The sequence below is a fragment of the Microbacterium petrolearium genome (assembly GCF_054782875.1).
In genome coordinates this window covers 67345-92965 of record NZ_BAAGRQ010000006.1, presented here as the reverse complement: position 1 = coordinate 92965, position 25621 = coordinate 67345, and the positions used below count along the sequence as shown (strand labels likewise).

Annotated in this window: 20 protein-coding genes and 2 pseudogenes; 14 read left to right on the top strand and 8 right to left on the bottom strand. The window is 72.7% G+C overall.

The annotated features are described in order from the left end of the window. Positions 1 to 142: 142 nt before the first annotated feature. Complete coding sequence (locus ACYVJ0_RS06650; RefSeq protein WP_460816814.1) at positions 143 to 4768, top strand: ExeM/NucH family extracellular endonuclease; 4626 nt, start codon at positions 143 to 145, stop codon at positions 4766 to 4768. A gap of 63 nt (positions 4769 to 4831) precedes the next feature. On the opposite strand, the pseudogene ACYVJ0_RS06645 reads toward ACYVJ0_RS06650, so the two are convergent. Next, positions 4832 to 5898 (bottom strand): annotated as a pseudogene (locus ACYVJ0_RS06645) (alanine/glycine:cation symporter family protein). A gap of 163 nt (positions 5899 to 6061) precedes the next feature. On the opposite strand from ACYVJ0_RS06645, the gene nusA reads away from it, so the two are divergent. From nusA to rbfA, 4 genes are all read left to right on the top strand, one after another. Next, on the top strand, positions 6062 to 7048 hold the full coding sequence (gene nusA / locus ACYVJ0_RS06640; RefSeq protein WP_460816812.1) for a transcription termination factor NusA: 987 nt from the start codon (positions 6062 to 6064) through the stop codon (positions 7046 to 7048). A gap of 199 nt (positions 7049 to 7247) precedes the next feature. After that, on the top strand, positions 7248 to 7454 hold the full coding sequence (locus ACYVJ0_RS06635; RefSeq protein WP_460816810.1) for a YlxR family protein: 207 nt from the start codon (positions 7248 to 7250) through the stop codon (positions 7452 to 7454). Between the two features lie 59 nt (positions 7455 to 7513). After that, the gene (infB, locus tag ACYVJ0_RS06630) at positions 7514 to 10333 is read left to right on the top strand and encodes a translation initiation factor IF-2 (RefSeq protein WP_460816808.1); all 2820 of its coding nucleotides are present in this window, start codon (positions 7514 to 7516) and stop codon (positions 10331 to 10333) included. 72 nt (positions 10334 to 10405) lie between these two features. Further along, a complete protein-coding gene (gene rbfA, locus ACYVJ0_RS06625) occupies positions 10406 to 10852 on the top strand; it encodes a 30S ribosome-binding factor RbfA (protein ID WP_460816807.1) in 447 nt (148 codons plus the stop codon). A gap of 33 nt (positions 10853 to 10885) precedes the next feature. Here the strand turns inward: rbfA and ACYVJ0_RS06620 are convergent, their stop codons facing one another. The 5 genes and pseudogenes from ACYVJ0_RS06620 to ACYVJ0_RS06600 all read right to left on the bottom strand — a co-directional run bounded on the left by ACYVJ0_RS06620 (position 10886) and on the right by ACYVJ0_RS06600 (position 13523). After that, positions 10886 to 11320 carry a hypothetical protein gene (locus tag ACYVJ0_RS06620; protein ID WP_460816805.1) on the bottom strand — a complete coding sequence of 145 codons (435 nt, stop codon included), beginning with the start codon at positions 11318 to 11320 and terminating at the stop codon, positions 10886 to 10888. A gap of 6 nt (positions 11321 to 11326) precedes the next feature. Then, positions 11327 to 11533 carry a hypothetical protein gene (locus ACYVJ0_RS06615; RefSeq protein WP_460816803.1) on the bottom strand — a complete coding sequence of 69 codons (207 nt, stop codon included), beginning with the start codon at positions 11531 to 11533 and terminating at the stop codon, positions 11327 to 11329. A gap of 65 nt (positions 11534 to 11598) precedes the next feature. Next, positions 11599 to 11952, bottom strand: a pseudogene (locus ACYVJ0_RS06610) (ATP-binding cassette domain-containing protein); the annotation flags it as partial. Then, complete coding sequence (locus ACYVJ0_RS06605) at positions 11949 to 12599, bottom strand: TetR family transcriptional regulator (protein ID WP_460816802.1); 651 nt, start codon at positions 12597 to 12599, stop codon at positions 11949 to 11951. The gene ACYVJ0_RS06605 and the pseudogene ACYVJ0_RS06610, both read right to left, overlap by 4 nt. Positions 12600 to 12644: 45 nt before the next feature. Further along, the gene (locus ACYVJ0_RS06600; RefSeq protein ID WP_460816800.1) at positions 12645 to 13523 is read right to left on the bottom strand and encodes an HhH-GPD family protein; all 879 of its coding nucleotides are present in this window, start codon (positions 13521 to 13523) and stop codon (positions 12645 to 12647) included. A 267-nt stretch (positions 13524 to 13790) separates the two neighbouring features. Here ACYVJ0_RS06600 and ACYVJ0_RS06595 point away from each other — a divergent pair, with 267 nt between their 5' ends. The 5 genes from ACYVJ0_RS06595 (at position 13791) to ACYVJ0_RS06575 (ending at position 17173) form a co-directional block, all read left to right on the top strand. Then, on the top strand, positions 13791 to 14429 hold the full coding sequence (locus ACYVJ0_RS06595) for a hypothetical protein (protein WP_449854469.1): 639 nt from the start codon (positions 13791 to 13793) through the stop codon (positions 14427 to 14429). A gap of 32 nt (positions 14430 to 14461) precedes the next feature. Continuing rightward, positions 14462 to 15352, top strand: coding sequence for a tRNA pseudouridine(55) synthase TruB (gene truB, locus ACYVJ0_RS06590; RefSeq protein WP_460816799.1), 891 nt, complete (start codon positions 14462 to 14464; stop codon positions 15350 to 15352). Next, a complete protein-coding gene (locus ACYVJ0_RS06585) occupies positions 15349 to 15717 on the top strand; it encodes a hypothetical protein (protein ID WP_460816797.1) in 369 nt (122 codons plus the stop codon). Before truB ends, ACYVJ0_RS06585 begins: the two co-directional genes overlap by 4 nt. 65 nt (positions 15718 to 15782) lie before the next feature. After that, positions 15783 to 16217 (top strand): hypothetical protein, encoded by a 435-nt coding sequence (locus ACYVJ0_RS06580; protein ID WP_449854466.1) that lies wholly within the window; start codon positions 15783 to 15785, stop codon positions 16215 to 16217. Next, positions 16214 to 17173 (top strand): bifunctional riboflavin kinase/FAD synthetase, encoded by a 960-nt coding sequence (locus ACYVJ0_RS06575; RefSeq protein WP_460816796.1) that lies wholly within the window; start codon positions 16214 to 16216, stop codon positions 17171 to 17173. Before ACYVJ0_RS06580 ends, ACYVJ0_RS06575 begins: the two co-directional genes overlap by 4 nt. Before the next feature lie 4 nt (positions 17174 to 17177). Here ACYVJ0_RS06575 and deoC read toward each other — a convergent pair whose 3' ends face one another. Then, positions 17178 to 17897 carry a deoxyribose-phosphate aldolase gene (gene deoC, locus ACYVJ0_RS06570; protein ID WP_460816795.1) on the bottom strand — a complete coding sequence of 240 codons (720 nt, stop codon included), beginning with the start codon at positions 17895 to 17897 and terminating at the stop codon, positions 17178 to 17180. A 92-nt stretch (positions 17898 to 17989) separates the two neighbouring features. Between deoC and ACYVJ0_RS06565 the strand changes: the two genes are divergently transcribed. The 3 genes from ACYVJ0_RS06565 to ACYVJ0_RS06555 all read left to right on the top strand — a co-directional run bounded on the left by ACYVJ0_RS06565 (position 17990) and on the right by ACYVJ0_RS06555 (position 23814). Next, on the top strand, positions 17990 to 20239 hold the full coding sequence (locus ACYVJ0_RS06565) for a heavy metal translocating P-type ATPase (RefSeq protein ID WP_460816793.1): 2250 nt from the start codon (positions 17990 to 17992) through the stop codon (positions 20237 to 20239). 262 nt (positions 20240 to 20501) lie between these two features. Further along, positions 20502 to 22652: a DEAD/DEAH box helicase gene (locus ACYVJ0_RS06560; RefSeq protein WP_460816792.1), complete on the top strand. Its 2151-nt coding sequence runs from the start codon at positions 20502 to 20504 to the stop codon at positions 22650 to 22652. Positions 22653 to 22785: 133 nt separating this feature from the next. Beyond that, positions 22786 to 23814 (top strand): 6-phosphofructokinase, encoded by a 1029-nt coding sequence (locus ACYVJ0_RS06555; protein ID WP_449854461.1) that lies wholly within the window; start codon positions 22786 to 22788, stop codon positions 23812 to 23814. 84 nt (positions 23815 to 23898) lie between these two features. Here the strand turns inward: ACYVJ0_RS06555 and ACYVJ0_RS06550 are convergent, their stop codons facing one another. Continuing rightward, complete coding sequence (locus tag ACYVJ0_RS06550; protein ID WP_460816790.1) at positions 23899 to 25050, bottom strand: glycosyltransferase family 4 protein; 1152 nt, start codon at positions 25048 to 25050, stop codon at positions 23899 to 23901. A gap of 196 nt (positions 25051 to 25246) precedes the next feature. On the opposite strand from ACYVJ0_RS06550, the gene ACYVJ0_RS06545 reads away from it, so the two are divergent. After that, positions 25247 to 25573, top strand: coding sequence for a MerR family transcriptional regulator (locus ACYVJ0_RS06545; RefSeq protein WP_460816789.1), 327 nt, complete (start codon positions 25247 to 25249; stop codon positions 25571 to 25573). Positions 25574 to 25621 lie beyond the last annotated feature (48 nt).

The window sequence follows — 25621 nt, the reverse complement described above, 5'->3', positions numbered from 1 at the left end:
TGCCCGCAGGTGCCCAGGCGGTGAGGGGGGTCGTTCAGGAGCGCGTCATCTGGCCGTCGCGAGGATGTCGCATGCCCGTGGAAGCATGCCCGTACACGCCCCCTCTCTGACGGAGTCATCCATGCAACGAACCCTGCCCACGATGCGACGACGCCTCGCGGCCGTCGCCGCGGCGACCCTGGCCACCGGCGGCATCGTCGCACTCACCCCCGCGGCGGCCACCGCGGCGCCCGACGGGTCGAACATCGTCATCAACGAGGTCTACGGGGGCGGCGGCAACAGCGGCGCCGCCTTCCAGAACGACTTCATCGAGCTGTACAACCCCACGACCGCGGAGGTCGATCTGGCGGGCCTGACGATCGACTACAAGTCGGCAGGCGGGGATTCGGGCGGCACGGTGGCGCTCGAGGGCACGATCGTGGCGGGGGGCTACTTCCTCGTCCAGCTCGCCGCGGGCAACGGCAACGGGCAGCCGCTTCCGGCCGCCGACCAGGTGGCGACGTCGCCGAACCTGTCGGGCTCGACGGGGCGCGTCTACCTCCACGAGGGAACCGGTCAGTACGCCGCGACGACCGGCGATCTCGCCGGCGCCGAGGGCCTCGTCGACATGATCGGCTGGGGCAGCGGCGCCGTCGCGTTCGAGGGCGCCCCGGCGGCGGGCACGACCAACGCGACGAGCGCTCAGCGCGCGACCGTCGGCGCGGACAGTGACAACAACGCGACGGACTTCGTGGTCGCCGCCCCGACGCCGACGAACGCCGCCGGCGAGACGGCGGCCGAGCCGGAGGAGCCCACCGACCCCGAGGAGCCCGGTGAGCCCGAGGTGCCCGGTGAGCCCGAGGTGCCGACCGAGCCCGGCGAGCCGATCACGATCGCCGAGGCCAACCAGGCCGCCACGGGCACCGAGGTCACCGTCGAGGGCGTCGTGACCGCCGACTACCGCGAGGGCGGCTTCAACGGCTTCACGATCCAGGACCCGGCGGGCGACCCGTCCGACGCCGTCTCCGACGCCATCTTCGTCTACAACCCGAGCGCCGCGGTCACCCCCGCGGTCGGCGACAGCGTGCTGGTCACGGGCGACCGCGGCGAGTACAACGGCCTGCGCCAGATCTACGGCGACCTGATCGACATCACCGACGCCGACCTCGGCGAGGTCGTGCCGCTCGCGTCGTGGGAGGCCGTTGCCACGGAGGAGGGCAGGCAGGCCCACATGAGCGAGCTCGTCCTGTTCGAGGACGAGTTCACCGTCACCGACAACTACGACGCGAACTACTACGGATCGTTCTCGCTCGTGCAGGGCGGCGAGCCGATCCCGCAGCTGACCGCCTACATCGATCCGCACGACGAGGCGGCGATCGCGCAGCAGAAGGCTGCCGACGCGGCGCGCACCATCACGCTCGACGACGGCCGCAGCACCAACTTCAACAACCAGAAGGACGTGCCGCTGTCGTACCTCACGCCGGACAACCCCGTGCGGGTCGGCGCGGACGTGTCGTTCCAGAAGCCGTTCGTGCTCGACTACCGCTTCGACGGGTGGAGCCTGCAGCCCACCACGCCGATCGTGGGCGCGGGGCAGGAGCACGTCGTGTTCAGCGACGAGCGCACCCCCAACGCCTCGCCGGAGCCGGTGCTCGGCGACATCAGCATCGCCAACTTCAATGTGCTGAACTACTTCCCGACCACGGCCGAGGAGTTCGTCGAGCTCGGGCTGGGCACCTGCACGTACTACACCGACCGCGAGGGCAACCGGATCGGCGCCAACCGCTGCGACCCCGACGGACCGCGCGGCGCGGCGACGACCGAGAGCTTCGAGCGCCAGGAGATCAAGATCGTGAAGGCGATCACCGAGCTCGACGCGTCGATCCTCTCGCTGCAGGAGGTCGAGAACTCGGCCGCGTTCGGCAAGGACCGCGACTTCGCCGTCGCGACCCTCGTCGACGCGCTCAACGAGTACGCGGGCGAGGACGTCTGGGCCTACGTCGAGAGCCCCGCGACGCTGCCCGCCGATGAGGACGTCATCCGCAACGCCTTCATCTACCAGGTGGACGAGATCGAGACGGTCGGCGAGTCGCACATCCTGATCGACGACCCGGCGTTCGTGAACGCGCGCGAGCCGCTGTTCCAGGCCTTCAAGCCCGCGGGCGCCGCCGACGCCGACGCGTTCCTCGTCTCGGCGAACCACCTCAAGTCGAAGGGCTGCTCGGACGCGACGGGGGAGAACGGCGACCTCGACGAGCAGAGCTGCTACAACGCCGACCGCAAGGAGCAGGCCGAGGCGCTGGTCGCCTACACCGCCGAGGTGCAGGAGCTCACGGGCATCGACGCCGTCTTCCTCACGGGTGACTTCAACTCGTACGCCATGGAGGATCCCGCGATGATCATCGAGGGCGCCGGGTTCACCAACCTGAACTACGCCCTCAACGGCGGCGAGGCCACCTACGTGTACGACGGCATGTCGGGCTCGCTCGACCACGTGTACGCGAACGCCGATGCCTTGAGTCTGGTGGCCGACGTCGACGTGTGGCAGATCAACGGGCAGGAGCAGGTCGCCTTCGAATACAGCCGCTACAACTACAACGCCACGCTGCTGTACGACGACTCGGTCTTCCGCACGAGCGACCACAACCCGATCGTCGTGGGGCTCGACACGGACGGCGTCGTCGACCTGCAGCTGCTCTCGATCAACGACTTCCACGGCCGGATCGCGGCGGACGGCGACTCGGCGGGCGCGGGCGTGCTCGCGGGCGCCGTCGACGCCCTCACGGCCGACAACCCGAACACGCTGTTCGTCTCGGCGGGAGACAACATCGGCGCATCGACGTTCACCTCGTTCATCCAGCAGGACGAGCCGACCATCGACGCGCTGAAGGCCGCGGGCCTCGCGGTGAGCGCCGTGGGCAACCACGAGTTCGACCACGGCTTCGCCGACCTGACGGATCGGGTCATCCCCGCGTACGGCAGCGAGGATCTCGCGCTCGGCGCCAACGTGTACGAGGCGGGCACCACCACGCCGGCACTGCAGGAGTATGCGATCCGCGAGATCGACGGCGTCCGCGTCGGCTTCATCGGCACGGTGACGGCCGACACGGCGACGCTCGTGAGCCCCACGGGCATCGCGGACATCGAGTTCGGCGATCAGCTGGAGGCCGCGAACCGCGTGGCGGGGGAGATCGCGGACGAGACCGACGTGATCGTGCTGCTGACGCACGACGGATCGGCGAGTGCCGACTGCACCACCATCGGCACGGAGGACACCGACTACGGCAAGCTCGTTCGCGGTGCGTCGGAGGAGATCGACGCCATCGTGTCCGGCCACACGCACCAGCAGTACCTGTGCGAGCTGCCCGGCCCCGACGGGCAGGACCGCCCGGTCGTCCAGTCGCACCAGTACGGCACCACGCTGGGCGTGCTCGACCTGGAGTACGACACCGAGGCCGACGAGCTCCTCTCGATCTCGGCGTCGCACCTCGACCTTGTCGACCCGGACGGCGTGCCGTACGCCGAGGCCGACCCCGAGGTGCAGGCGATCGTCGACGCGGCCGTTGCCGAGGCCGACGTGCGGGGAGCCGAGAAGGTCGGACAGATCAGCGACGACATCACCCGCGGCAAGACGGCCACCGGCGCGGAGGATCGCGGCGTCGAGTCGACGGCCGGCAACTTCATCGCCGACGTCTACCTGTGGGCCGCGTCGAGCGAGAACCCCTCGTACGGCGGCTCGCAGGATGCGGCGATCGGCCTGATGAACCCGGGCGGCGTCCGTGCCGATCTGCTGTACGGCGAGGACGGGATCGTGACGTACGCGGAGGCGGCCGCGATGCAGCCCTTCGCGAACACGCTGGTCACGACCACCCTCACCGGCGCGCAGCTCGAGCAGGTGCTCGAGGAGCAGTGGCAGCCGGAGGGATCGTCGCGGCCCAAGCTGCACCTGGGCGTCTCGGACGGATTCTCGTACGAGTACGACCCCGAGGCGGCGCGGGGCGAGCGAATCCTCGAGATGACGCTGAACGGCGAGGAGATCGCGGCCGACGACGAGATCCTCGTCGTGACCAACTCGTTCCTCGCGGGCGGCGGCGACAACTTCGGCACCTTCGCCGAGGGCACGGGCACGGCGGACACGGGTCTCATCGACCTGAGCGCGAGCGTGGACTACTTCGCCGCGCACGAGGTGGTCGATCCGCCGGCGCTGGGACGTGCCGTCGTCGCCGACACCGAGCCGGGCAACGGGAACGGGAACGGCAACGGAAACGGCAACGGAAACGGAAACGGGAACAACGGCAACGGCAACGGGAACGGCATCGGCAACGGGAACGGCATCGGCAACGGGAACGGCATCGGCAACGGGAACGGCCGGGGCGCGGCGCCGTCCGCGGACGACCTCACTCCCGAGCGGCGGGGCGGGCTCACCGTGTCGGGCGCGCTCGAGCCGGGCGGTCGCATCACGGTCTACGTGGACGAGTCGTATGCCGGCCAGACGCTGAGCGGGTGGCTGTTCTCGGAGCCGACCTCGCTCGGCACCGCCGTGGCGACCGCCGACGGGGCGCTCACCTACGTGATCCCCGAGGGCATCGCGCCCGGCGTGCACCGGCTCGCCGTGACGGACGCCTCCGGCGAGGTGGTCGGCTGGGTCTACGTGACCATCACGGCCGACGGATCGCTGGCGGTCACGGGCGCGGAGCTGCCGCTCGGCATCGCCTTCGGTGCCGCGGTGCTGCTCGTGGCGGGCGGCCTGCTGATGGTGCTGCGCCGCCGGCCGGTGCGCACGGCCTGACGCGCGATCGACGAAGGGCCGGGCGGATGTTCCCGCCCGGCCTTTCGTCGTGCCCCGTGCGTCTCAGCCGCGCAGGTGGTCGGCGTGCTTCGACGCCTGCCGGCGACGCGTGGGCAGGTCGAGGGGGCCGGTGACGGTGGCCTCGTCCTCCCAGCACTCGATACCGCCGACGCCGGGCAGCAGCTCGCGCGTGAAGACCGGATCGCGACCCTCGCGGCGTTGCCTCGTGTAGTCGCGCAGCAGGCGGAAGCCGATGCCCGAGAGGAACGCCAGCGCGATGAGGTTGATGAGCGCCATGAGCCCCATCAGCGCGTCGGCGAGGTTCCAGACGACCGCGGCCGACGCGACGGCCCCGGCGAGCATGGCCACGACGACGAGCACGCGGAAGACCGTGAGCCAGCCGCGGCGGGTCGTGATGAACTCGAGGTTGGACTCGCCGTAGTAGTAGTTGCCGATGATCGAGCTGAAGGCCAGCAGGAAGACGATCACGGCCAGCGCGGTGAGCGACCAGTCGCCGAGCGTGGCGGCCAGGGCCGTCTGCGTCAGCGCGATGCCCTGCTCGGCGCCGCCGAGATCCGGCACGGCCACGAGCACGGTGAACGCCGTGATCGAGCACACGAGGAACGTGTCGAAGTACACGCCGAGAGACTGCACGAGTCCCTGCTTGACGGGGTGCGTCACGGCGGCCGACGCGCCCGCGTTCGGGGCCGATCCGAGGCCCGCCTCGTTCGAGAACATGCCGCGCTTGACGCCCTGCAGCACGATGGTGCCGAGCGCGGCGCCGACCACCTCGTTGAAGCCGAACGCCTCGGTGTAGATGGAGGCGAACGCCGCCGGCAGCCGGTCGATCTCGATGACGACGACGGCGAGCCGAGCAGCAGGTACAGCAGCGCCATGAGCGGCACGATCGCCTGAGACACGTGCGCGATGCGGCGCACGCCGCCGAAGATGACCGCGCCGGTGAGCACGGCGACGACGACGCCGGAGACGAGCGGCATCCAGCCGGAGACGTCCGCGCCGACGAGGGAGCCGACCGCGGCGGTGCTCGACGCGGCGATGGTGTTGGCCTGCAGCGCGCTGAATGCGAAGGGGAAGCAGAAGAGGAGGATGACGGCGAACGTCACGCCCATCCAGTGTCAGTGTGCTCCGAGCGGCATGCCCGGCGCGAGCCCGCGCGCCGGGCGCGGGCCGCGCGGGGCGGGCCGCTCACAGCGGGCTCGCGTTCCCATCCGGTAATGTCGGAGGGATATCGGCGAGCCGGATTGCCGATGAGAGCTGAATAGGGAGGCCGCTGTGGACATCGATCTCGGGCTGTTGCGCACCGTCGAGCGTGAGAAGGAGATCCCGTTCGACGAGCTCGTGCGGGTCATCGAGCAGGCGGTGCTCACCGCCTACGGCAAGCACGTCTCCCAGGGCGGTGAGGTGCCGGAGGGCGCCCGCGCCGAGCTGGACCGCAAGACCGGTCACGTCGGCATCTACGTGCCGGTCACCGACGAGTCGGGCGCCGTCATCGGCGAGGAGGAGTCGACCCCCGAGGACTTCGGGCGCATCGCCGCGTACGCGGCCAAGCAGGTCATCAGCCAGCGCCTGCGCGACATCGCCGACGACGCCGTGCTGGGTGAGTTCCGCGGCAAGGAGGGCGACATCGTCGCCGGCGTCGTGCAGCAGGGGCCGAACCCGCGCATGATCCACGTCGACCTCGGCACCGTCGAGGCCATCCTGCCGCCGGAGGAGCAGGTGCCCGGCGAGGACTACTCGCACGGACAGCGCCTGCGGGTGTACGTCACGAGCGTGTCGAAGGGCACCAAGGGGCCCGCCATCACGGTCTCGCGCACTCACCCCGGCCTCGTGCGCAAGCTGTTCGCGCTCGAGGTGCCGGAGATCGCGAGCGGTCTCGTCGAGATCGCGTCGCTCGCGCGCGAGGCGGGCCACCGCACGAAGATCGCGGTGGTCGCCAAGGACCCGTCGATCAACGCCAAGGGCGCCTGCATCGGCGAGATGGGCCGCCGCGTGCGCGCCGTCACCGAGGAGCTCAGCGGCGAGAAGATCGACATCGTCGACTACGACCAGGACCTCGCGACGTTCGTCGCCAGTGCCCTCTCGCCCGCCAAGGTGTCGTCGAGCTTCGTCCTCGACGCGTCGACGAAGGCCGTGCGCGCCCTCGTGCCCGACTACCAGCTCTCGCTCGCGATCGGCAAGGAGGGGCAGAACGCCCGCCTCGCCGCCAAGCTCACGGGCGCGAAGATCGACATCCAGCCCGACAGCATTCTTGAAGCGTGACGGATCAATGCCGCGGATGCGGCGTTGATGCGGCGCGGTTCAAGATTGAGCGAGGGAGCGCAGCGACCGAGTCGAAATCTCGTGTCCGTGCACGATCCGTCCGCAGACGAGCGGGCGAGGAAAGAGTAGTACGATGGAAGCCGTACGAACGTGCGTCGGCTGTCGCATGCGTGCTCCCCGGTCCTCCCTCCTTCGAGCGGTGGCCGTCGGGTCCGAACTCGTCCTGGACGAGCGGGCGTCGATGCCGGGGCGCGGCGCGTGGGTGCAACCGACGCGCGAATGCGTGGAGAACGCCATCCGGCGCCGCGCCTTCGTACGAGCTCTGCGCGTGTCGGGCCCGCTCGAGACGCAGACCTTCGAGGAATGGCTGAACAGCTATGGAAACCAAGTGAACGGCTCGAAATGAGACCCGTCCGCCTTTGATGGTCTGCCCCTGTCTGGGCAGGCCGCCCAGACAGGAGAATTGTGGCTAAACCACGCGTACATGAGATCGCAGCGGAGCTGGGAGTCGACAGCAAGGTCGCGCTCGCGAAGCTGAAGGATCTCGGCGAGTTCGTCAAGAGCCCGTCATCCACCATCGAGCCGCCCGTCGCGCGCAAGCTGCGCGCCGCGCTGGAGGCCGAGGGTGTCGCCAAGCCCGCCGGCGGTGCGAAGCCCGCCGACGCCCGCAAGAAGGCCCCGGCGCGCCCGGCGGCCAAGCCCGGCCCCGCCGCTCCGGCCCCCAAGGCCGAGCCGGCGGCCCCGGCGCCCGCGCCGAAGCCGGCCGAGGCGCCCGCCGCCGAAGCGGCGCCCGCGCCCCGCAGCTCGGCCCCGTCGCCGGGCAGCAAGGCGCCCTCGCCCGGCAGCGCGGCTCCCTCGCCGGGCAGCAAGGCGCCCTCGCCCGGCAGCGCGGCTCCCTCGCCGGGAAGCGCGGCGCCCTCGCCCGGTGGCACGGCCCCCGGTGCCGGTCCGCGCCCCGGCGGCCCCCGCCCCGGAAACAACCCGTTCAGCACGGCGCAGGGCATGGGGAAGCGCCCGGCCGGCCCGCGCCCGGGCAACAACCCCTTCGCCTCGGCGCAGGGCATGGGGCAGCGCCCCACGCCCGGCAACATCCCGAAGCCGCAGCCGCCGCGCCCCGGCGCCCCGCGTCCCGGCGCTCCCCGCGCCGGCGGTCCTGGTCGCCCCGGCCGTCCCGGCGGCGCCGGTCGTCCCGGCGCGCCGTTCCAGCAGCGCCCGGGCGGTCCCGGTCGTCCCGGCGGTGCCGGTGGCGGCGGCTTCCGCCCCGGCGGCCCCGGCGGAGCCCCCGGCGGTGGCTTCCCCGGTCGTCCCGGCCCCGGTGGTCGCGGACGCGGCGGCACGGCCGGCGCGTTCGGCAAGGGCGGCGGCAAGTCGAAGCAGCGCAAGTCGCGTCGGGCGAAGCGTCAAGAGTTCGAGATGCGGGAGGCGCCGATCGTCGGTGGCGTCAAGGTGCCCCGCGGCGACGGCAACACGATCATCCGCATGCGCCGCGGCGCATCCATCGCGGACTTCGCCGACAAGCTCGAGATCATCAGCGGGATGAGCGTGCCCCCGGGCAACCTCGTGACGGTGCTGTTCCACCTGGGCGAGATGGCCACGGCCACCGAGTCGCTCGACGAGGCCACCTTCGAGGTGCTGGGCGCGGAGCTCGGCTACAAGGTGCAGATGGTCTCGCCCGAGGACGAGGACAAGGAGCTCCTCGAGGGCTTCGGGCTCGACCTCGAGAAGGAGGAGCTCGAGGAGGACGAGGAGAACCTCGAGATCCGTCCTCCGGTGGTGACCGTCATGGGTCACGTCGACCACGGCAAGACGCGACTGCTCGACTCGATCCGGCAGACGAACGTCGTCGCGGGCGAGGCCGGCGGCATCACGCAGCACATCGGCGCCTACCAGATCTGGACCGAGCACGACGGCATCGAGCGCGCGATCACGTTCATCGACACCCCCGGTCACGAGGCCTTCACGGCCATGCGTGCCCGCGGTGCCGACGTGACCGACATCGCGATCCTCGTGGTCGCCGCCGACGACGGCATCATGCCGCAGACGGTGGAGGCGCTGAACCACGCCCAGGCGGCCGGCGTGCCGGTCGTGGTCGCGGTCAACAAGATCGACAAGCCCGACGCCAACCCGGCCCGCGTGCGTCAGCAGCTGACCGAGTACGGTCTCGTGGCCGAGGAGTACGGCGGCGACGTCATGTTCGTCGACGTGTCGGCCCGCGAGGGCATCGGCATCCAGGACCTCCTGGACGCCGTGCTGCTCACGGCCGATGCGGGTCTCGACCTCACGGCGAACCCGAACAAGGCCGCCCGCGGTGTCGCGATCGAGGCGAAGCTCGACAAGGGCCGCGGATCGGTGGCGACCGTCCTCATCCAGTCGGGAACGCTGCGCGTCGGCGACGCGATCGTCGCGGGAACGGCCTACGGCCGCGTCCGCGCCATGATCGACGAGAACGGCGACGCCGTCACCGAGGCGGCTCCGTCGCGTCCGGTGCAGGTGCAGGGTCTGAACTCCGTTCCGCGTGCCGGTGACACGTTCATCGTCACGGACGAGGACCGCACCGCGCGCCAGATCGCCGAGAAGCGCGAGGCCGTCGAGCGCAACGCCCAGCTGGCCAAGGCCCGCAAGCGCATGTCGCTCGAGGACTTCACCAAGGCGCTCGAGGAGGGCAAGGTCGAGTCGCTCAACCTCATCATCAAGGGCGACGTGTCCGGTGCCGTCGAGGCGCTGGAGGAGTCGCTCCTCAAGATCGAGGTCGACGACTCGGTGCAGCTGCGGATCATCCACCGCGGTGTGGGTGCCATCACGGAGTCCGACGTGAACCTGGCCACGATCGACAACGCGATCGTGATCGGCTTCAACGTGCGCCCCGACACCAAGGCCCGCGAGGCCGCGGCGCGCGAGGGCGTGGACATCCGGTTCTACAACGTCATCTACAACGCGATCGACGACGTCGAGGCATCGCTCAAGGGCATGCTCAAGCCGGAGTACGAGGAGGCCCAGGCGGGTCTCGCGGAGATCCGCGAGGTCTTCCGCTCCTCGAAGTTCGGCAACATCGCGGGTGTCATCGTCCGCAGCGGCACGATCACGCGCAACGCCAAGGCGCGCGTCATCCGCGACGGCGTGGTGCTCGCCGATGGCCTGGCCATCGAGTCGCTGCGTCGCTTCAAGGACGACGTCACCGAGGTCAAGACCGACTACGAGGCCGGTATCGGCCTCGGCAAGTTCAACGACATCCAGGTCGGTGACGAGATCGAGACCATCGAGATGGTCGAGAAGCCTCGCGCCTGATCCGGAGTGATTCAATGGCTTCTGCCGGGCGGTCCTTCGACCGCCCGGCAGAGGCATTCCCAGGGAGGGACAATGGCTGGCGAACGTCAGGCCCGCGTCGCCGACCGCATCCGCGTGGTGCTGTCGGAGCGACTGCAGAAGGGGCTGCGGGATCCGCGGCTCGGCTTCGTGACGATCACGGACGTGCGCGTCACGGGCGACCTGCAGAATGCGTCGGTGTTCTACACCGTCTACGGCACCGATGAGGAGCGCGCGGACACCGCCGCGGCGCTCAAGGCCGCGACCGGCCTGCTGCGCAGCGAGGTGGGCCGCAAGCTCAACACGCGCCTCACCCCGACGCTCGAGTTCATCCCCGACGCGCTGCCCGAGGAGGCCTCGCACCTCAGCGAGCTGCTGCGGCGCGCGCGTGAGCAGGACGAGGCCGTCGCGAGCCTCGCGAAGGAGGGGCGGTACGCGGGCGAGGCCGACCCGTACCGTCACGACGACGAGGGCGCGGACGAGCGCGAGCGCGAGGACTGACTCGCCGGGCCGCTCCGCGGCGCCGGCATCCGCTCAGGCGGGCACGCCCCGCCGGCGGAAGCCCCAGAACGCGAGCGCCCCGAGCGCGGCGGCGACGGCCGACAGCCCCCACAGGGCGGGCGCGGCCGCGGCCTGATCGCCCGCGCCGCCCGCGCCCGTGAGCGGATTCGGCGTCCACCAGAACGGCGACAGCGCGCGGGCCGCATCCGGCAGGTCGAAGAGGTCGTCGAACATGCCGACGACGACGCCCCACAGCACCGGCAGCCACGCGAACCACGTGATCCGCGGCGCCCACGCGTAGGCGGCGGCCGCCAGCGCGGCCACGACCGCGATCGCCGGCAGGTACGCGGCGCCGAGCCCGATCAGCTCCGCGGCGTCGGGCAGATCGTCCGTCCCGCTCGCGGCCGCCCCCAGCCACAGCAGCGCGGCGCCCGAGAGCGCGAGCAGCGCGACGCCGGTCGCCGTCACGGTCAGCTACCCGCCGAGCCATCCGCCGCGCGAGACGCGCGTGGCGAGGACCGTCTCCGTTCGTCCCGATGTCTCCTCGGCCTGCAGCCGTGCGAGTGACGCGACGCCCCACGAGGCCGCGCCGAGCGCGGCGAGCAGCGCGAGCAGGCTGAAGAAGCCGTTCACGAGGTCGCTGCCGAGCCCCGCCGCGTAGAGCGCGTTCTGCTCGAGCATTGCGCGCATGTCGCCGAGCGAGCCCATGACCGAGCCGGAGCCGAGCCACAGCAGCCCGAGGCCGAGCGCCGTCGGAAGCGGGCGTCCCGTGTCTCGGCCCGACCGCCGCGGAAGCGCGCGAGCAGGTCGATCGCCTCGCCGCCGGTCAGGTTGGGCCACAGCGAGACGTCGCCCGGCACATACGCGAGGCGCCGATGCAGCGCCACGGCGTCGTGCCACGGGTCGCCGCCGAACAGCCGGGCGCTGCCTCCCGACGCGCGCAGCAGCCCGAGCAGCACGCGGATCGTCGTGGACTTCCCGGAGCCGTTCGGCCCCAGGAACCCCGCCACCTCCCCGGGGGCGACGGTCAGGTCCAGCCCGTCGAGCGCCCGAGTGCGGCCGAAGCTCTTGCGCAGGCCGGTGATCTCGATGGGGTTCATTCGCGGTCTCCTTCGTGGGATCGCAGGAAGGCCTCGTAGACGTCGGGCGAGGCGAGATAGCCGTGAGTGAGCACCTCGAGGAGGGGGACGTAGAGGCGCATCGCGAGCGCCCCGGCGTCGGCCGTCTCCCCGCCCGATCCGTCCGGCTCGGCGGGGTCCGGCTCGGCGAGGTCCGACAGGGCGAGCGCGCCGAGCACGGCGAGCACGAGCACGCGGTTGCGCGCCGCCGGGTCGCGGCTCGGGAGGATCAGGCCGTCGCGGATCGCGTCGGGGGCGCGGTCGTCCGCGTCGGCGATCATGGCGCGCACGATGCGTCGCGCCGGCTCGCCGCCCTCGCGGATGGTCTGCAGGAAGTACCGCAGCAGCGGCTCGTACCGCCCGAGGTCGGCGAACAGCGAGAGCGGCCCGCCGTCACGCATCGTGCGCTGGCCCTCGTCCTTGCCCGCCGCGTAGGCGCTCATCACGTGCGCGTCGCACGCCTCGCGCAGCGCGGCCTTCGATCCGAAGTGGTGGATGACGAGGGCCGGGCTCACGCCGGCGTCCTGCGCGATCTGGCGCACGGACGCTCCGAATCCGTCCCTGCCGAATCGCGCGACTGCGGCGTCGCGGATCCGTGCGCGCGTCGTCAGATCGGAGGCTGAACTCATGTTCAACACACTAAACGCGCGCTCAGTGTGGGGTCAAGGGGCCGCTCAACGGGGCAGGCGCACGTGCTCGCCGTCGGTCTCGATGAGGCCGTCCTGCAGCAGCGACAGGATCGCGCGGTCGCGCTGGGCGGCGTCCGGCCAGTCCGCGAGCAGCTGCCGCGCCGCGACGGGACCGTCGGCCTCGCGCAGCCGCCGGAGCACCGCCCCGCGGGCCTGGCGGTCGCTGCCCTCGTAGCGCGCCTGCCGGCGGCGCAGGTCCGGGGTCGCGGGCGAGCCGGCGGCGACCCACGCGCACGCGTCGCGCAGGGGACACGCGCCGCAGCGCGGGGCGCGCGCGACGCACACCACCTGGCCGAGCTCCATCATCGCGGCGTTCATGAGCGCGGCGTCCTCCGGCGGCTCCGGAAGCAGCGCGGCCATGGCGTCGAGGTCGCGGCGGTGCGGCGGCGCGGGGTGCTCCACACCGGCGACCGCGCGCGCGAGCACGCGGCGCGTGTTCGTGTCGACGACCGGGTGGCGCTCGCCGTACGCGAACGCCGCGACGGCGCGCGCGGTGTAGTCGCCGATCCCGGTGAGTGCGAGCAACTCGTCGACGTCGCGCGGCACCACGCCGCCGTGCCGGTCGCGGATCTCGGTCGCCGCGCGGTGCAGCCAGAGCGCGCGGCGCGGATAGCCGAGGTTCGCCCACGCCCGCACGGCCTCGGCCGGCGCGTCGTCCGCCAGCGCCGCCGGCGTCGGCCACCGCGCGAGCCACGCCTCGAGCAGCGGGATCACGCGTGCGACGGGCGTCTGCTGCAGCATGAACTCGCTCACGAGCACGCCCCACGCGCGGAAGCCGGGCGCGCGCCACGGCAGCGCCCGCGCGTTCTCCCGGTACCACGGCAGCAGCCTCTCGGCGAGGGCGGTCGCGACGGCGGCGGGCATCACACCAGCCTAGGTCGCGTCTGACAATCTCTCGCCTACTGCGCTGGCCGTTCGCACGCGTCTCGCTGCGCCCTCGTCGGTCGACGATGCTTCGGCATCGCCTCCCTCCTCGGTCTTGCGAGCCACGCACGCCCGGCCATGCTCGCGACGGCGTCGATTGTCAGACACGCCCTAGGAGGCCACGTCGAGGGAACTCCGTGCGGATCGCGACCGAACCGTGATCCGTCCGCGGCCCGACCGTGATCTGCGTTGCGTAGCGTCGGGGTCATGCCTCGGATCGACCCCCGTTTCGCCCTGTTCGCCGGGGTCTTCGCGACCGTCGCCGTCGCGGGCTGCGCCAGCCCGACGAGCGATGCGACGCCGTCCCCGACCGTCTCCTCCAGTGCCTCGACGACGACGTTCCCGTCGGACGCCGCCGTGACGATGGACGACCAGGACCCGGCCGATCCGTCGACCTGGGTGATCCACGGCGGCGCCGTGGGGCTCGTCGCGATGGGCGACCCGTTCGAGGCGACGCTCGCCGAGCTGCCCGAGGACTGGGCGCCCGTCGAGGGCTGCGAGAACGTCGCCTCGTGGAGCGGCGGCGAGGACCTCTCCATCTGGTTCGTCGCCGGCTCGTCGGGCGCGATCGAGACGATCGCCGTCGAGGGCGGCCTCGGCGATCCCGCCGGCGGCCCGCGCACGCCCGTCGGCATCGGGCTGGGCTCGACGCGCGACGAGGTGCGCGCGGCCTATCCCGCGGCGGAGGAGGTGCCCGCCACGATCGGCGAGGCCACGTACCTGCGCCAGGCCGAGGCGGATGCCGCCGACGGCGCGCTGTTCTTCGAGGTCGCCGCCGGCGACGATCGCGTCTCGTCCGTCACGATGACCCAGCGCGACGAGCCGCCGTACGAGCCCTGCGCCTGAGGCCCCGGCCGCCCGCGGGTAGGCTGGACGGCATGCATGCGGGCGTCCTCCTGGTCGACAAGCCGGGCGGGATGACCAGCCACGACGTCGTCTCGCGTGCGCGCCGCGCGCTCGGCACCCGCAAGATCGGGCACGCCGGCACGCTCGACCCCATGGCCACGGGACTGCTCGTGCTCGGCGTCGAGGGCGCGACCAGACTGCTGACCTACCTCGTCGGCCTCGACAAGACCTACCGCGCGACGATCCGGCTCGGTGCGGACACCACCACGGACGACGCGGAGGGCGAGACCGTCTCGGTCGCGGAGCCGGCCGCGCTCGAGGCCGCGACCGACGAGCGGATCGCGAGCGGGATCGCGGCGCTGACGGGCGAGATCTCGCAGGTGCCCAGCAGCGTCTCGGCGATCAAGGTGAACGGCCGCCGCGCGTACGACCTCGCGCGCGCGGGGGAGCAGGTCGAGCTCAAGGCGCGCACCGTGACCGTCTCGCGCTTCGAGGTGCTCGAGACGCACCGCGGCGCGGACGGGATCGACCTCGACGTGGTCGTGGACTGCTCCTCCGGCACGTACATCCGCGCCCTCGCGCGCGACCTGGGCGAGGCGCTGGGCGTCGGCGGGCACCTCACGGCGCTGCGGCGCACGCGGATCGGGCGCTTCGACGTCGCGGAGGCGGTCGCCGTCGATGCGATCGCAGGCGACGCGCTGATCGGCCCCGCCGCGGCCGCCGAGCGCGCGGTCGGCCGCGTGGAGGTGAGCGCCGCCGAGGCGAGGGACCTGCGCCACGGCAAGCGGCTGGAGGGCGCGGCCGCTCGGCTGCCCGGCGCCGTCGCCGCGGCCGTCGATCCGGATGGGCGCCTCGTCGGCATCGTCGAGGCGCGCGGGTCCGCGCTGAAGAGCGCCATGAACATGCCAGAGGTGCGCGCATGATCCTGTGGTTCACGGTCGTGCAGGTGATCGCCGCCGTCGCCGCCGGGCTCCTGTGCCTCGTGCTGGGCCTCGCCGGCCGCCGCCCCAGCGACCTCAGCGTCGGGGCGCTCGCCCTCGTCGAGCTGCTGCTCGTCGCCCAGGTGGTCGTCGCCGTCGTCGCGCCGCTGGCGGGGAACCCGCCGACCGGCGACCTGCTCGAGTTCTGGATGTACCTCGTGTCGGCCGTGCTGCTGCCGCTGGCCGCCGTGGGGTGGGCGCTCGTGGAGCGGGGCCGCTGGAGCGTCGTGGTGATGGGCGTGGTCGGCCTGTCGATCGCCGTCATGGTGTGGCGCATGCAGGTGATCTGGACGATCCAGGTCGCGTGAGCGCGCGGGTCCGCCGCGACCCGCCCAGCGGCCTCGCGGCGCCCGCGAACTAGAATCGATCCGCTATGACTGAACCCGCGCGCTCCCGCCGCATCACCGGCATCGGCACCCTCCTCGTCTGGGTCTACGGCGTGCTCGCGCTCGCCGCGACCGGCCGATCCGTCTACCAGATGATCGCCCACTTCTCGCAGGCGCCGCTGGCGTATCTGCTCTCCGCGCTCGCGGCGGTGGTCTACGTGCTCGCGACCGTCGCGCTCGTCGTCTCGCGCAGCGAGACCTGGTATCGCGTCGCGTGGGCCGCGGTGTCGTTCGAGCTCGCCGGCGTGCTCGTGGTCGGAACCCTCAGCGTGCTGGCCCCCGAGCTGTTCCATGCCGACGACACCGTGTGGTCGCGCTACGGATCGGGCTACTTCTGGATCCCGCTCGTGCTGCCGTTCCTCGGCATCTGGTGGCTGGCCACCCACCGGCCCGCGCGCGTCGCCGTCGGGGCGGCGGGATGATCCTGTTCGAGGATCCGTCGCAGATCCCGGCGGACTTCGGCGAGTCGATCGTCGCGATCGGCAAGTTCGACGGCGTGCACGCCGGCCATCGCGCCATCATCGAGCGCATGATGCTGGCCTCGGCCGGCGGCGCGCTGCGCACGGTGGCCGTCACCTTCGACCGCAACCCTCTCGCGCTGCTCGCGCCCGAGCGCTGCCCGCGGCCGCTCGTCGGCAACCGGCAGAAGATCGAGCTGCTCTCGCGCACCGGCCTGGACGCCGCGCTGCTGCTGCGCTTCGACGAGGCCCTCGCGGCCGAGGAGGCGGCCGACTTCGCGCGGCGCGTGCTCGTCTCGGCTCTGCGCGCCCGGCGCGTGTTCGTGGGCCGCGACTTCCGCTTCGGCCGGGGCGGGGCCGGCGACGTCGCCCTGCTCCAGCGGCTCGGCGCCGAGCACGGCTTCGAGGTCGACGTGGTCGACGACATCGCGAGCGCCGGCGACGGGCGGCGCGTGTCGTCGACGTGGATCCGCGAGCTGCTGGCCGAGGGCGACGTGAGCGGGGCCGCCAAGCTGCTCGGGCGCCTGCCCGCGGTCTCGGGCGAGGTCGTCCACGGACTGCGGCGGGGGCGCGAGCTGGGCTTCCCGACCGCGAACCTGTCGGCGGATGCCGAGGGCTTCGTCCCGGCGGACGGCGTGTACGCGGGCTGGCTGATCGTGCGGGCGCCCCAGGGCGAGCTGGCCTCCACGCGCTACCCGGCCGCCATCTCGGTCGGCGCCAACCCGACGTTCGGCGATGTCGACGTGCCGCAGGTCGAGGCCTACGTGCTCGACGAGACCGGCCTGGACCTGTACGGGCAGCGCGTGGACGTGCTCTTCCAGGAGCGGCTGCGCGGCATGGTGGCGTTCGAGGGCGTCGAGGCGCTCATCGCGCAGATGAACGACGACGTCGCCCGCACCCGCGCCATCCTGCGCGGCTGAGCGCTCAGTACGAGCCGGCGTCCTCCGCGCCCGAGGCCTCCTCGCCCGCGAGCCGCGCGCGCAGCTCGCCGAGGATCGTGGCGCTCGCGCTCGTGCCGAGGCGGGTGGCGCCGGCGTCGAGCATCGCGACGGCCGCGTCGAGGCCGCGCACGCCGCCCGAGGCCTTGACCTGCACCGCGGGCGAGACGCTCTCGCGCATGAGCCGCACGTGCTCCACGGTGGCGCCGCCGCCGGCGAAGCCCGTCGAGGTCTTCACGAACGTGGCGCCGCCGGCTTCGGTGAGCCGGCTGCCGCGGGCGATCTGCTCGTCGTCGAGGTAGCTCGTCTCGAGGATCACCTTGCTCACGAAGGAGCCGGCCGCCTCGACGACGGCCGCGATGTCGTCGCGCACGTAGTCGTCCTCGCCCGAGCGCAGCGCCCCGATGTGCACGACCATGTCGAACTCGGTCGCGCCGTCGTCCTGCGCGCGCCGCAGCTCGGCGACCTTCGTCGCCGTCGACGTCGTGCCGTGCGGGAAGCCGATCACGGTGCACACGCGCACTCCGGAGCCGTCGAGGCGCTTCACGGCGTAGCCGACGTCCGACGGGCGCACGCACGCGCTCCACACGCCCCATTCGGCCGCGATGTCGAGCTCGCGGTCCACGTCGGTGCGCGTGAAGTCCGGCTTCAGCACGGCGTGGTCGATGGTGGCGGCGATCTGCGCTTCGGTGTAGGTGCCCGGCATGGCTCCAGCCTACGCCGCGGCTCGCGCGGGAATACCCCCGGGGGGTATACTGTTGGCGTCGGGGAGAAGCCAGGGAGGCCAGGATGGATCAGATGAGCGAGACCCGGGGCGTCGTCCTCGACATCGAGGGCATGACGTGCGCGAGCTGCGTGGCGCGCGTCGAGAAGCGGCTGCGCGCCGTGCCGGGCGTCGAGGCGTCGGTGAACCTCGCGACGGAGTCGGCGAAGGTGACCGCGCCGGAGGCGGTCGAGGTGGAGCGGCTCCTCGACGCCGTGCGCTCGGCCGGCTACCAGGCGCGCGTGCGCAGCGACGAGGCCGCGCGACCGGCTCCCGTGCACGAGGGGCATGGCGGTGACGGCACCGACCACGAGCACGAGCACCGTGACCATGACCACGGCTCCGCCGGCGGCCACGTGCACGACGTCGAGGACGTCCGCGGCGCCACGCCGCTGCGCACCCGCCTCATCGTCGGCGCGATCCTGTCGGTCCCCGTGGTCGCGCTGTCGATGATCATGCCGCTGCAGTTCCCCGGCTGGGAGTGGGTCGCCCTGGCCTTCGCCGCCCCCGTCGTGCTGTGGGCGGGGTGGCCCTTCCACCGGGCGACGTTCGCGAACGCGCGCCACGGCGCCATGACGATGGACACGCTCATCACCCTGGGCACGTTCGCCGCTCTGCTGTGGAGCGCCTGGGCGGCCGCGACCGGCGGGCACGTGTACGTCGAGGTCGCCGCCGTCGTGACGGTCTTCCTCCTGCTCGGGCGGTTCATCGAGCAGCGCTCGAAGCGGCGCGCGGGGGCGGCGCTGCGGGCGCTCATGGAGCTCGGCGCCGACGAGGTCACGCTCGCGCGCGAGGACGGACGCGACGGCGAGACCGTGCCGACCGACCGGCTGCGCGAGGGCGACCTGTTCGTCGTGCGCCCGGGGGAGCGCGTCGCCGCCGACGGCGTCATCGTGCGCGGCGACGCCGCGGTGGACGCGAGCATGATCACGGGCGAGTCGGCGCCGGTGCACGCCGGGGCGGGAGACGACGTGACGGGCGGGACGATCGCGACGGACGGCCGCCTCGTCGTGCGGGCGACGGCCGTGGGATCGGCGACGCGCCTGGCGCACATGGCGCGGCTGGTCGAGGACGCGCAGGCCGGCAAGGGGCGCGTGCAGCGCCTGGCGGATCGCATCTCGTCCGTGTTCGTGCCGGTCGTCATCGGCCTGTCGATCCTGACGCTCGCCGTGTGGCTGCTCGCCGGCGGCGGCGTGGACGCGGCGCTCACGGCGGCGATCGCGGTCGTCATCATCGCCTGCCCCTGCGCGCTCGGGCTCGCCACGCCCGTCGCGATCCTCGTCGGCACCGGGCGCGGCGCGCAGCTCGGCGTGCTCGTGACGGGCCCCGAGGCCATCGAGACCGCGGGCCGGATCGACACGATCGTGCTCGACAAGACCGGCACCGTCACGAGCGGGCGCATGACGCTGGACGCGGTCGTCGCCGCCGAGGGCGAGAGCCGCGACGAGCTGATCGCGCTCGCCGCGGCCGCCGAGTCGGGCTCGCAGCACCCCATCGCCGCCGCGATCGCCGCGGCGGCGAGCGAGGTGCCCGCCGCCACGGACTTCCGCAGCCACGCGGGGCGCGGGGTCACGGCGCGGGTGGACGGCCGCGAGGTGTTCGCCGGCAGCCTGGCCTTCGCGCGCGAGCGCGGCGCGCGCGTGCCGGACGAGCTCGTGCGTGCGGCCGAGGACGCCGCCGGCACGGTCGTCGTGGTCGGCTGGTCGTCGTCGGCCGGGATGACGGCGACGGCGCGCGGCGTGCTCGTCGTGGCCGACACCGTGCGCGAGGACAGCGCCGGCGCCGTGGCCCAGCTGCGCCGGCTCGGGCTCGAGATCGTCCTGCTCACGGGCGACAACGAGCGCGTGGCGCGCGAGGTGGCCGGGCGCGTCGGCATCGACCGCGTCATCGCGGGGGCGTCTCCCGAGGACAAGATCGCGCGGATCCGCGCGCTGCAGGCCGACGGCCGCCGCGTGGCGATGGTGGGCGACGGCATCAACGACGCCGCGGCGCTCGCCGCAGCCGATCTCGGCATCGCGATGGGCGGCGGCACCGACGCGGCGCGGCACGCGAGCGACGTGACGCTCGTGCGCGAGTCGCTCGCGGCCGTGGCCGACGCCATCCGGCTCTCGCGCCGCATGATGTCGATCATCCGCGGCAACCTCTTCTGGGCGTTCGGCTACAACGTCGCCGCCATCCCGCTCGCCGCGCTCGGCCTGCTGAACCCCATGATCGCCGGGGCCGCCATGGCCTTCTCGAGCGTGTTCGTCGTGCTCAACAGCCTGCGCCTGCGCGCCTTCCGCTGATCCCGCGTCCCTCGCGCCCGATCCGTCCGCGCCCCGCCGGTCCGCCGGCGGGGCGCGCCGGAGCGCTCTCTGGGGATCTGCGGGGAGCATGCCCTAGACTGGACGCGGCTCGCCGCCATCCGTTCGACGCTCTGCGCCGGGTGAGCGAGCCTGGCGCCTCCCGGCCGGACCCGTCCTGGTCGTCCGAATCCCTCGGCACGCGTGGGGCGCGCAGATCCTTCGAACGGCCGCTCGATCGGCCGCATCGACGCTCAGGAGGAGCATGCCGACCACGGCACCCGCGCGACAGCGCAAGACGTCCTCGTCCGCACGACGCGACGACGAGGCACCCCTCATCCCGATCCTCGCCCGCAAGGTGCGCGAGGTCGAGGCCAAGGCCCAGCGCAACAAGCTGGGTCCGACCAACCGCGTGAAGTTCCAGGTGATCGCGTTCCTCGTGCGCGAGGAGCGCGCCAGGGTCAAGGCCGACGCCGAGCTGACCGACGCGGCGCGGGCCGAGCTGCTCAAGCGCCTCGACGGCGTCGCGACGATCCTCGCCAAGACCGCCGCGCGCGACACGTCGCTGATCCAGCTGCTCGAGGCCGACCACGCGACCACGCCCGTCGCGCAGCGCATGCGCCGCGACTGGCTGCTCGAGTCGGGCGCCGAGCTGCCGCCCGAGGAGCTCGTGATCTCGGACGCCAAGCCGGTCGTCACGCCGCCGATGGTGCCCCAGATCGCCACGGAGCGCGCGGTCGTGCCGCCGCAGATCGAGTCGCGCATCGCGGCGAACCCGTTCCTCGCGCCCGACCTCTCGCGCGTGCCGGCGCCCGCGCCGCGCCGCCGGCTCGACGGCTGGGAGCTGATGGGCCCGCTGTACAAGGCGTTCGAGACGGGCGCGGGCGGGGGAGCGGCCACGATGCCGCTGCCGCCGGTGCCGGAGTTCGATCGCGTCTCGCCCAAGGGACTCGAGGTGATGGTGCACCAGGCCCGCTTCCTCGAGGCCGTGCGCGCCGGCCACCGCTCGTTCCTGCTCGCCGACGAGCCGGGACTCGGCAAGACGGCGGAGTCGGTGCTCGCGGCCTCGGTCGCCGGCGCGTACCCGCTCGTCGTCGTCGTCCCGAACGTCGTGAAGATGAACTGGGCGCGCGAGGTGGAGCGCTGGACGCCCCACCGCCGCGCCACCGTGATCAGCGGCGACGGGCAGGATGTCGACGCGTTCGCCGACGTGTTCATCGTCAACTACGAGATCCTCGACCGGCACATCGGCTGGCTCGCGGCCATCGGGCTGCGGGGGATGGTCGTCGACGAGGCGCACTTCATCAAGAACCTCTCGTCGCAGCGCTCGCAGAACGTGCTGGCGCTCGCGCAGCGCATCCGCGAGACGACGCCAGGCGGCAGGCCGCTCATGATGGCGCTCACGGGCACGCCCCTGATCAACGACGTCGAGGACTTCGACGCCATCTGGCGCTTCCTCGGCTGGACCAACGGCGAGAAGCCCGGCCCCGAGCTCATGGAGAAGCTCGACGCGACCGGCCTCACCCCCGCCGACAAGGCGTTCTACCCCGAGGCGCGCGACGCCGTGATCTCGATGGGCATCGTGCGCCGCCGCAAGAAGGACGTCGCGAGCGACCTGCCCGACAAGCTCATCGCCGACATGCCCGTGCAGTTGGACGACGAGTTCGGCCGCGGCATCCGCGAGGCCGAGCGCCAGCTGGCCGAGCGCCTGGCCGCGCGGTACCGCCGCATCATCGAGGCGCGCGGCGACCGTGGGCTCGAGCCGGGCGAGATCGACGACGACATCGTGCGCCTCGTGGCGCAGGGCGAGCTGGACGAGTCGAAGGCGGCGGGCGCCGAGGGCGACAACGTGTTCGCCATGGTCCGCCGCATCGGCCAGGCCAAGGCCGGGCTCGCGGCCGACTACGCCGCGCAGCTGCAGCGCTCGGTGGGCAAGGTCGTGTTCTTCGCCAAGCACATCGACGTCATGGACCAGGCCGAGGCGCTGTTCGCGGCGAACGGCATCCGCTCGGTGTCGGTCCGCGGCGACCAGACGTCGGCGGCCCGCCAGGAGGCGATCGACGCGTTCGTGAACGACCCCGAGGTCGGCATCGCCGTCTGCTCGCTCACGGCGGCCGGCGTGGGCGTGAACCTTCAGGTCGCGTCGAACGTCGTGCTGGCGGAGCTCAGCTGGACGGCGGCCGAGCAGACGCAGGCGATCGACCGCGTGCACCGCATCGGCCAGGACGAGCCGGTCACCGCGTGGCGGATCATCGCCGCGCACACGATCGACACGAAGATCGCGGAGCTCATCGACCAGAAGCAGGGCCTCGCGGCCCGCGCCCTGGACGGCGAGGCGGCCGACGAGGCGTCGAGCGAGTCGGTGCAGCTGGCCGCGCTCATGCACCTCACGCGCGAGGCGCTCGGCGGCGAGTGACGGGCGCGCGGCGAGCCGGGCCGCGGCCCGGCAGGCCGCGCCCGCCGCGGCGTCGGAGGCTCTAGGCTGGCGCCATGAAGATCGGAAACGTCACCTGCGTGCGGCAGTCGACCCGAACGGCTGTGGGGCGCGCATGAAGATCGGAATCCTGACCTCCGGAGGCGACTGCCCCGGCCTGAACGCGGTCATCCGCGGTGCGGTCCTGAAGGGCACCGAGACCTACGACATCGAGTTCGTCGGCATCCGCGACGGATGGCGCGGTCTGGTCGACGCGGACTTCTTCCCCCTCACCCGGCACGAGGTGAAGGGCCTGTCGAAGGTCGGCGGCACGATCCTGGGTACGAGCCGCACCAACCCGTACGAGGGGGAGCGCGGCGGCCCGGAGAACATCGCCAAGACGCTGTACGGCCACCGCCTCGACGGCATCATCGCGATCGGCGGCGAGGGCACCCTGGCGGCCGCCCAGCGCCTCTACAACGACGGCATCAACGTGCTGGGCGTGCCGAAGACGATCGACAACGACCTGCGCGCCACGGACTACTCGTTCGGCTTCGACACGGCCGTGAACATCGCGACCGAGGCGATGGACCGCCTGCGCACGACGGGCGACTCGCACCAGCGGTGCATGGTCGCCGAGGTCATGGGCCGCCACGTCGGCTGGATCGCGCTGCACTCCGGCATGGCCGCGGGCGCGCACATCATCTGCATCCCCGAGGTGCCGCTGTCGCTCGACGAGATCTGCGAGCAGGTGATGTCGGCCCACGAGCGTGGCCGCGCGCCGCTCGTCGTCGTCGCCGAGGGCTTCATCATGAAGGGCCAGGACGAGGCCTACAGCGACAAGGGCCTCGATGCCTTCAACCGCCCGCGCCTGGGCGGCATCGGCGAGCAGCTCGCGCCGCTGATCGAGCAGAAGACGGGGATCGAGACCCGCGCGACCGTGCTGGGGCACATCCAGCGCGGCGGCGCGCCGTCGGGCTTCGACCGCGTGCTCGCGACGCGCCTCGGCCTGCACGCGATCGACGCCGTCGTGGACGGCGCGTGGGGCCAGATGGTGGCGATGCAGGGAACGGACATCGTGCGGGTGCCGTTCCAGGACGCCCTCGGCGAGCTCAACACGGTGCCGCTCGCGCGCTACGAGGAGGCCGCGGCGCTGTTCGGCTGATCCGGCGCCCCGCGAGACAGCATTCGCGCGCCGAGACAGTGGCTTCTGGCCGCTGTCTCGGCGCGCAGCTGCTTCTCGCCGGTTTCAGGCGGCGACGAGGCCGGCCGTGTCGCGGCCCTCGTCCTCGTGCAGCTCCACCGGCTCGAGCAGGGAGCGGTAGACGCGCTCGTAGCCCTCGGCCATCACGGCGAGGTCGAAGCGGCGCTCGGCGTGGCGGCGGCACTCCCACGGGTCCAGCTCCTCGGCCGCGACGATCGCCGCCGCGAGCTCGCGGGCGCCGGCGTCCGGATCGACGACGACGCCGGTCCGCCCGTCGGTGACCACCTCGGGCACGCTGCCGCGCCGCGTGGCGACGACGGGCGTGCCGCACGCCATGGCCTCGACCATGACCATGCCGAACGGCTCCTCCCACTGGATCGGGAACACCAGTGCCCGCGCGGCGGCGAACAGCTCGCGCTTCAGCGCGGCATCGGCCTCGCCGACGTACTCGGCGTCGGCGCCCAGGCGCGGGCGGACCTCGGCGTCGAAGTACGCGTGCTCGGCGCGCTCGTTGAGCTTGCCCGCCAGCACGATCCGCCGGCCGGCCGCCCGTGCCGCGTCGATCGCGAGGTGGGGGGCCTTGTCGGGGCTGAAGCGCCCGATCCACAGGACGAGGTCGTCCTTGCGCTCGCGCATCGGGAACGACGCCACATCGACCGCGTTGTGCACGGTGCCGCACCAGTTGATGCGCGGGTTGGCGCGGCGCTGCGCGTCCGAGATCGCCACGACCGACACGCTGCGGCCGAGCAGCTCGTGGTAGCGGCCGTTCTCGCCGGCGACGGGGCCGTGCATCGTGACGACGGTGGGAGCCGCGCGGCCCCCCGCCAGCAGCGGCCCGCACAGCGTGTTGTCGTGCACGACGTCGACGCCGGCGTCCTCGAGCGTGCGGCGCGCGAAGGCGGCGGCGATCGCCTCGGGGACGGGCTCGCCCAGTCGCCCTGTGGGCGGCGCGTCGTAGACGGCGTGGAACTCCTGCGCGCTCGTGCGGTTGTCGCCCGCGCCCACGAGCACGACCTCGTGTCCGCGTGCGACCAGCGCGTCGACGAGGCCCGCGACCACGGCCTCCGTCCCGCCGTAGCCGGCGGGCGGCAGCGAGAACCAGGGCGGGGCCACCATCCCGATGCGCAGCGACGTGCGCGGCGAGGCGGCGGCCTCGGGTGTCGGTGCCGTGAGCGCGGACGTGGTCGTGAACGACATGGAACCTCCCTGCGGTGGGGAGGCCGGCCGCAGCGGGCACAGCGAGAACCGCTTGCGCGGCGCCGCGGATCGCGCAGGCCGGCCTCCGAATCGGAGCGAAGCAAACCTGCAAGTGAAGTTATAAGATAGCCGCGAGCAAAGTGCAAGAAACGGCGCGACGGAGGCGGCGCCGGACGATGAGCGACGAGGGAGCACCGTGGGCGACGACGCCAGGACGACGGACCGCATCCTCTCGGATGAGCCGTTCTACACCATCGGGCAGGTGGCCACCCTGCTGGGTGTGCCCGCCGCGCAGCTGCGCCGGCTGGATGCGCTCGAGATCGTGCAGCCGGACCGCTCGCGGGGCAACCAGCGCCGCTACTCGGCCGACGAGATCGAGCGGCTCCGCGAGGTGCTCGCGCTGGGGGAGGAGGGCGTGACCCTGCCCGGCGTCCGCAAGATCCTCGAGCTGCGGCGCCGGGTCGATGAGCTGGAGGACCGCCTCGCGCGGCAGGCCGACGACGCGCCCCCGTCCGCGTCCTGAGGCGCATCGCCGGAAACCCGCGAGACAGCATTCCCGCGCCGAGACAGC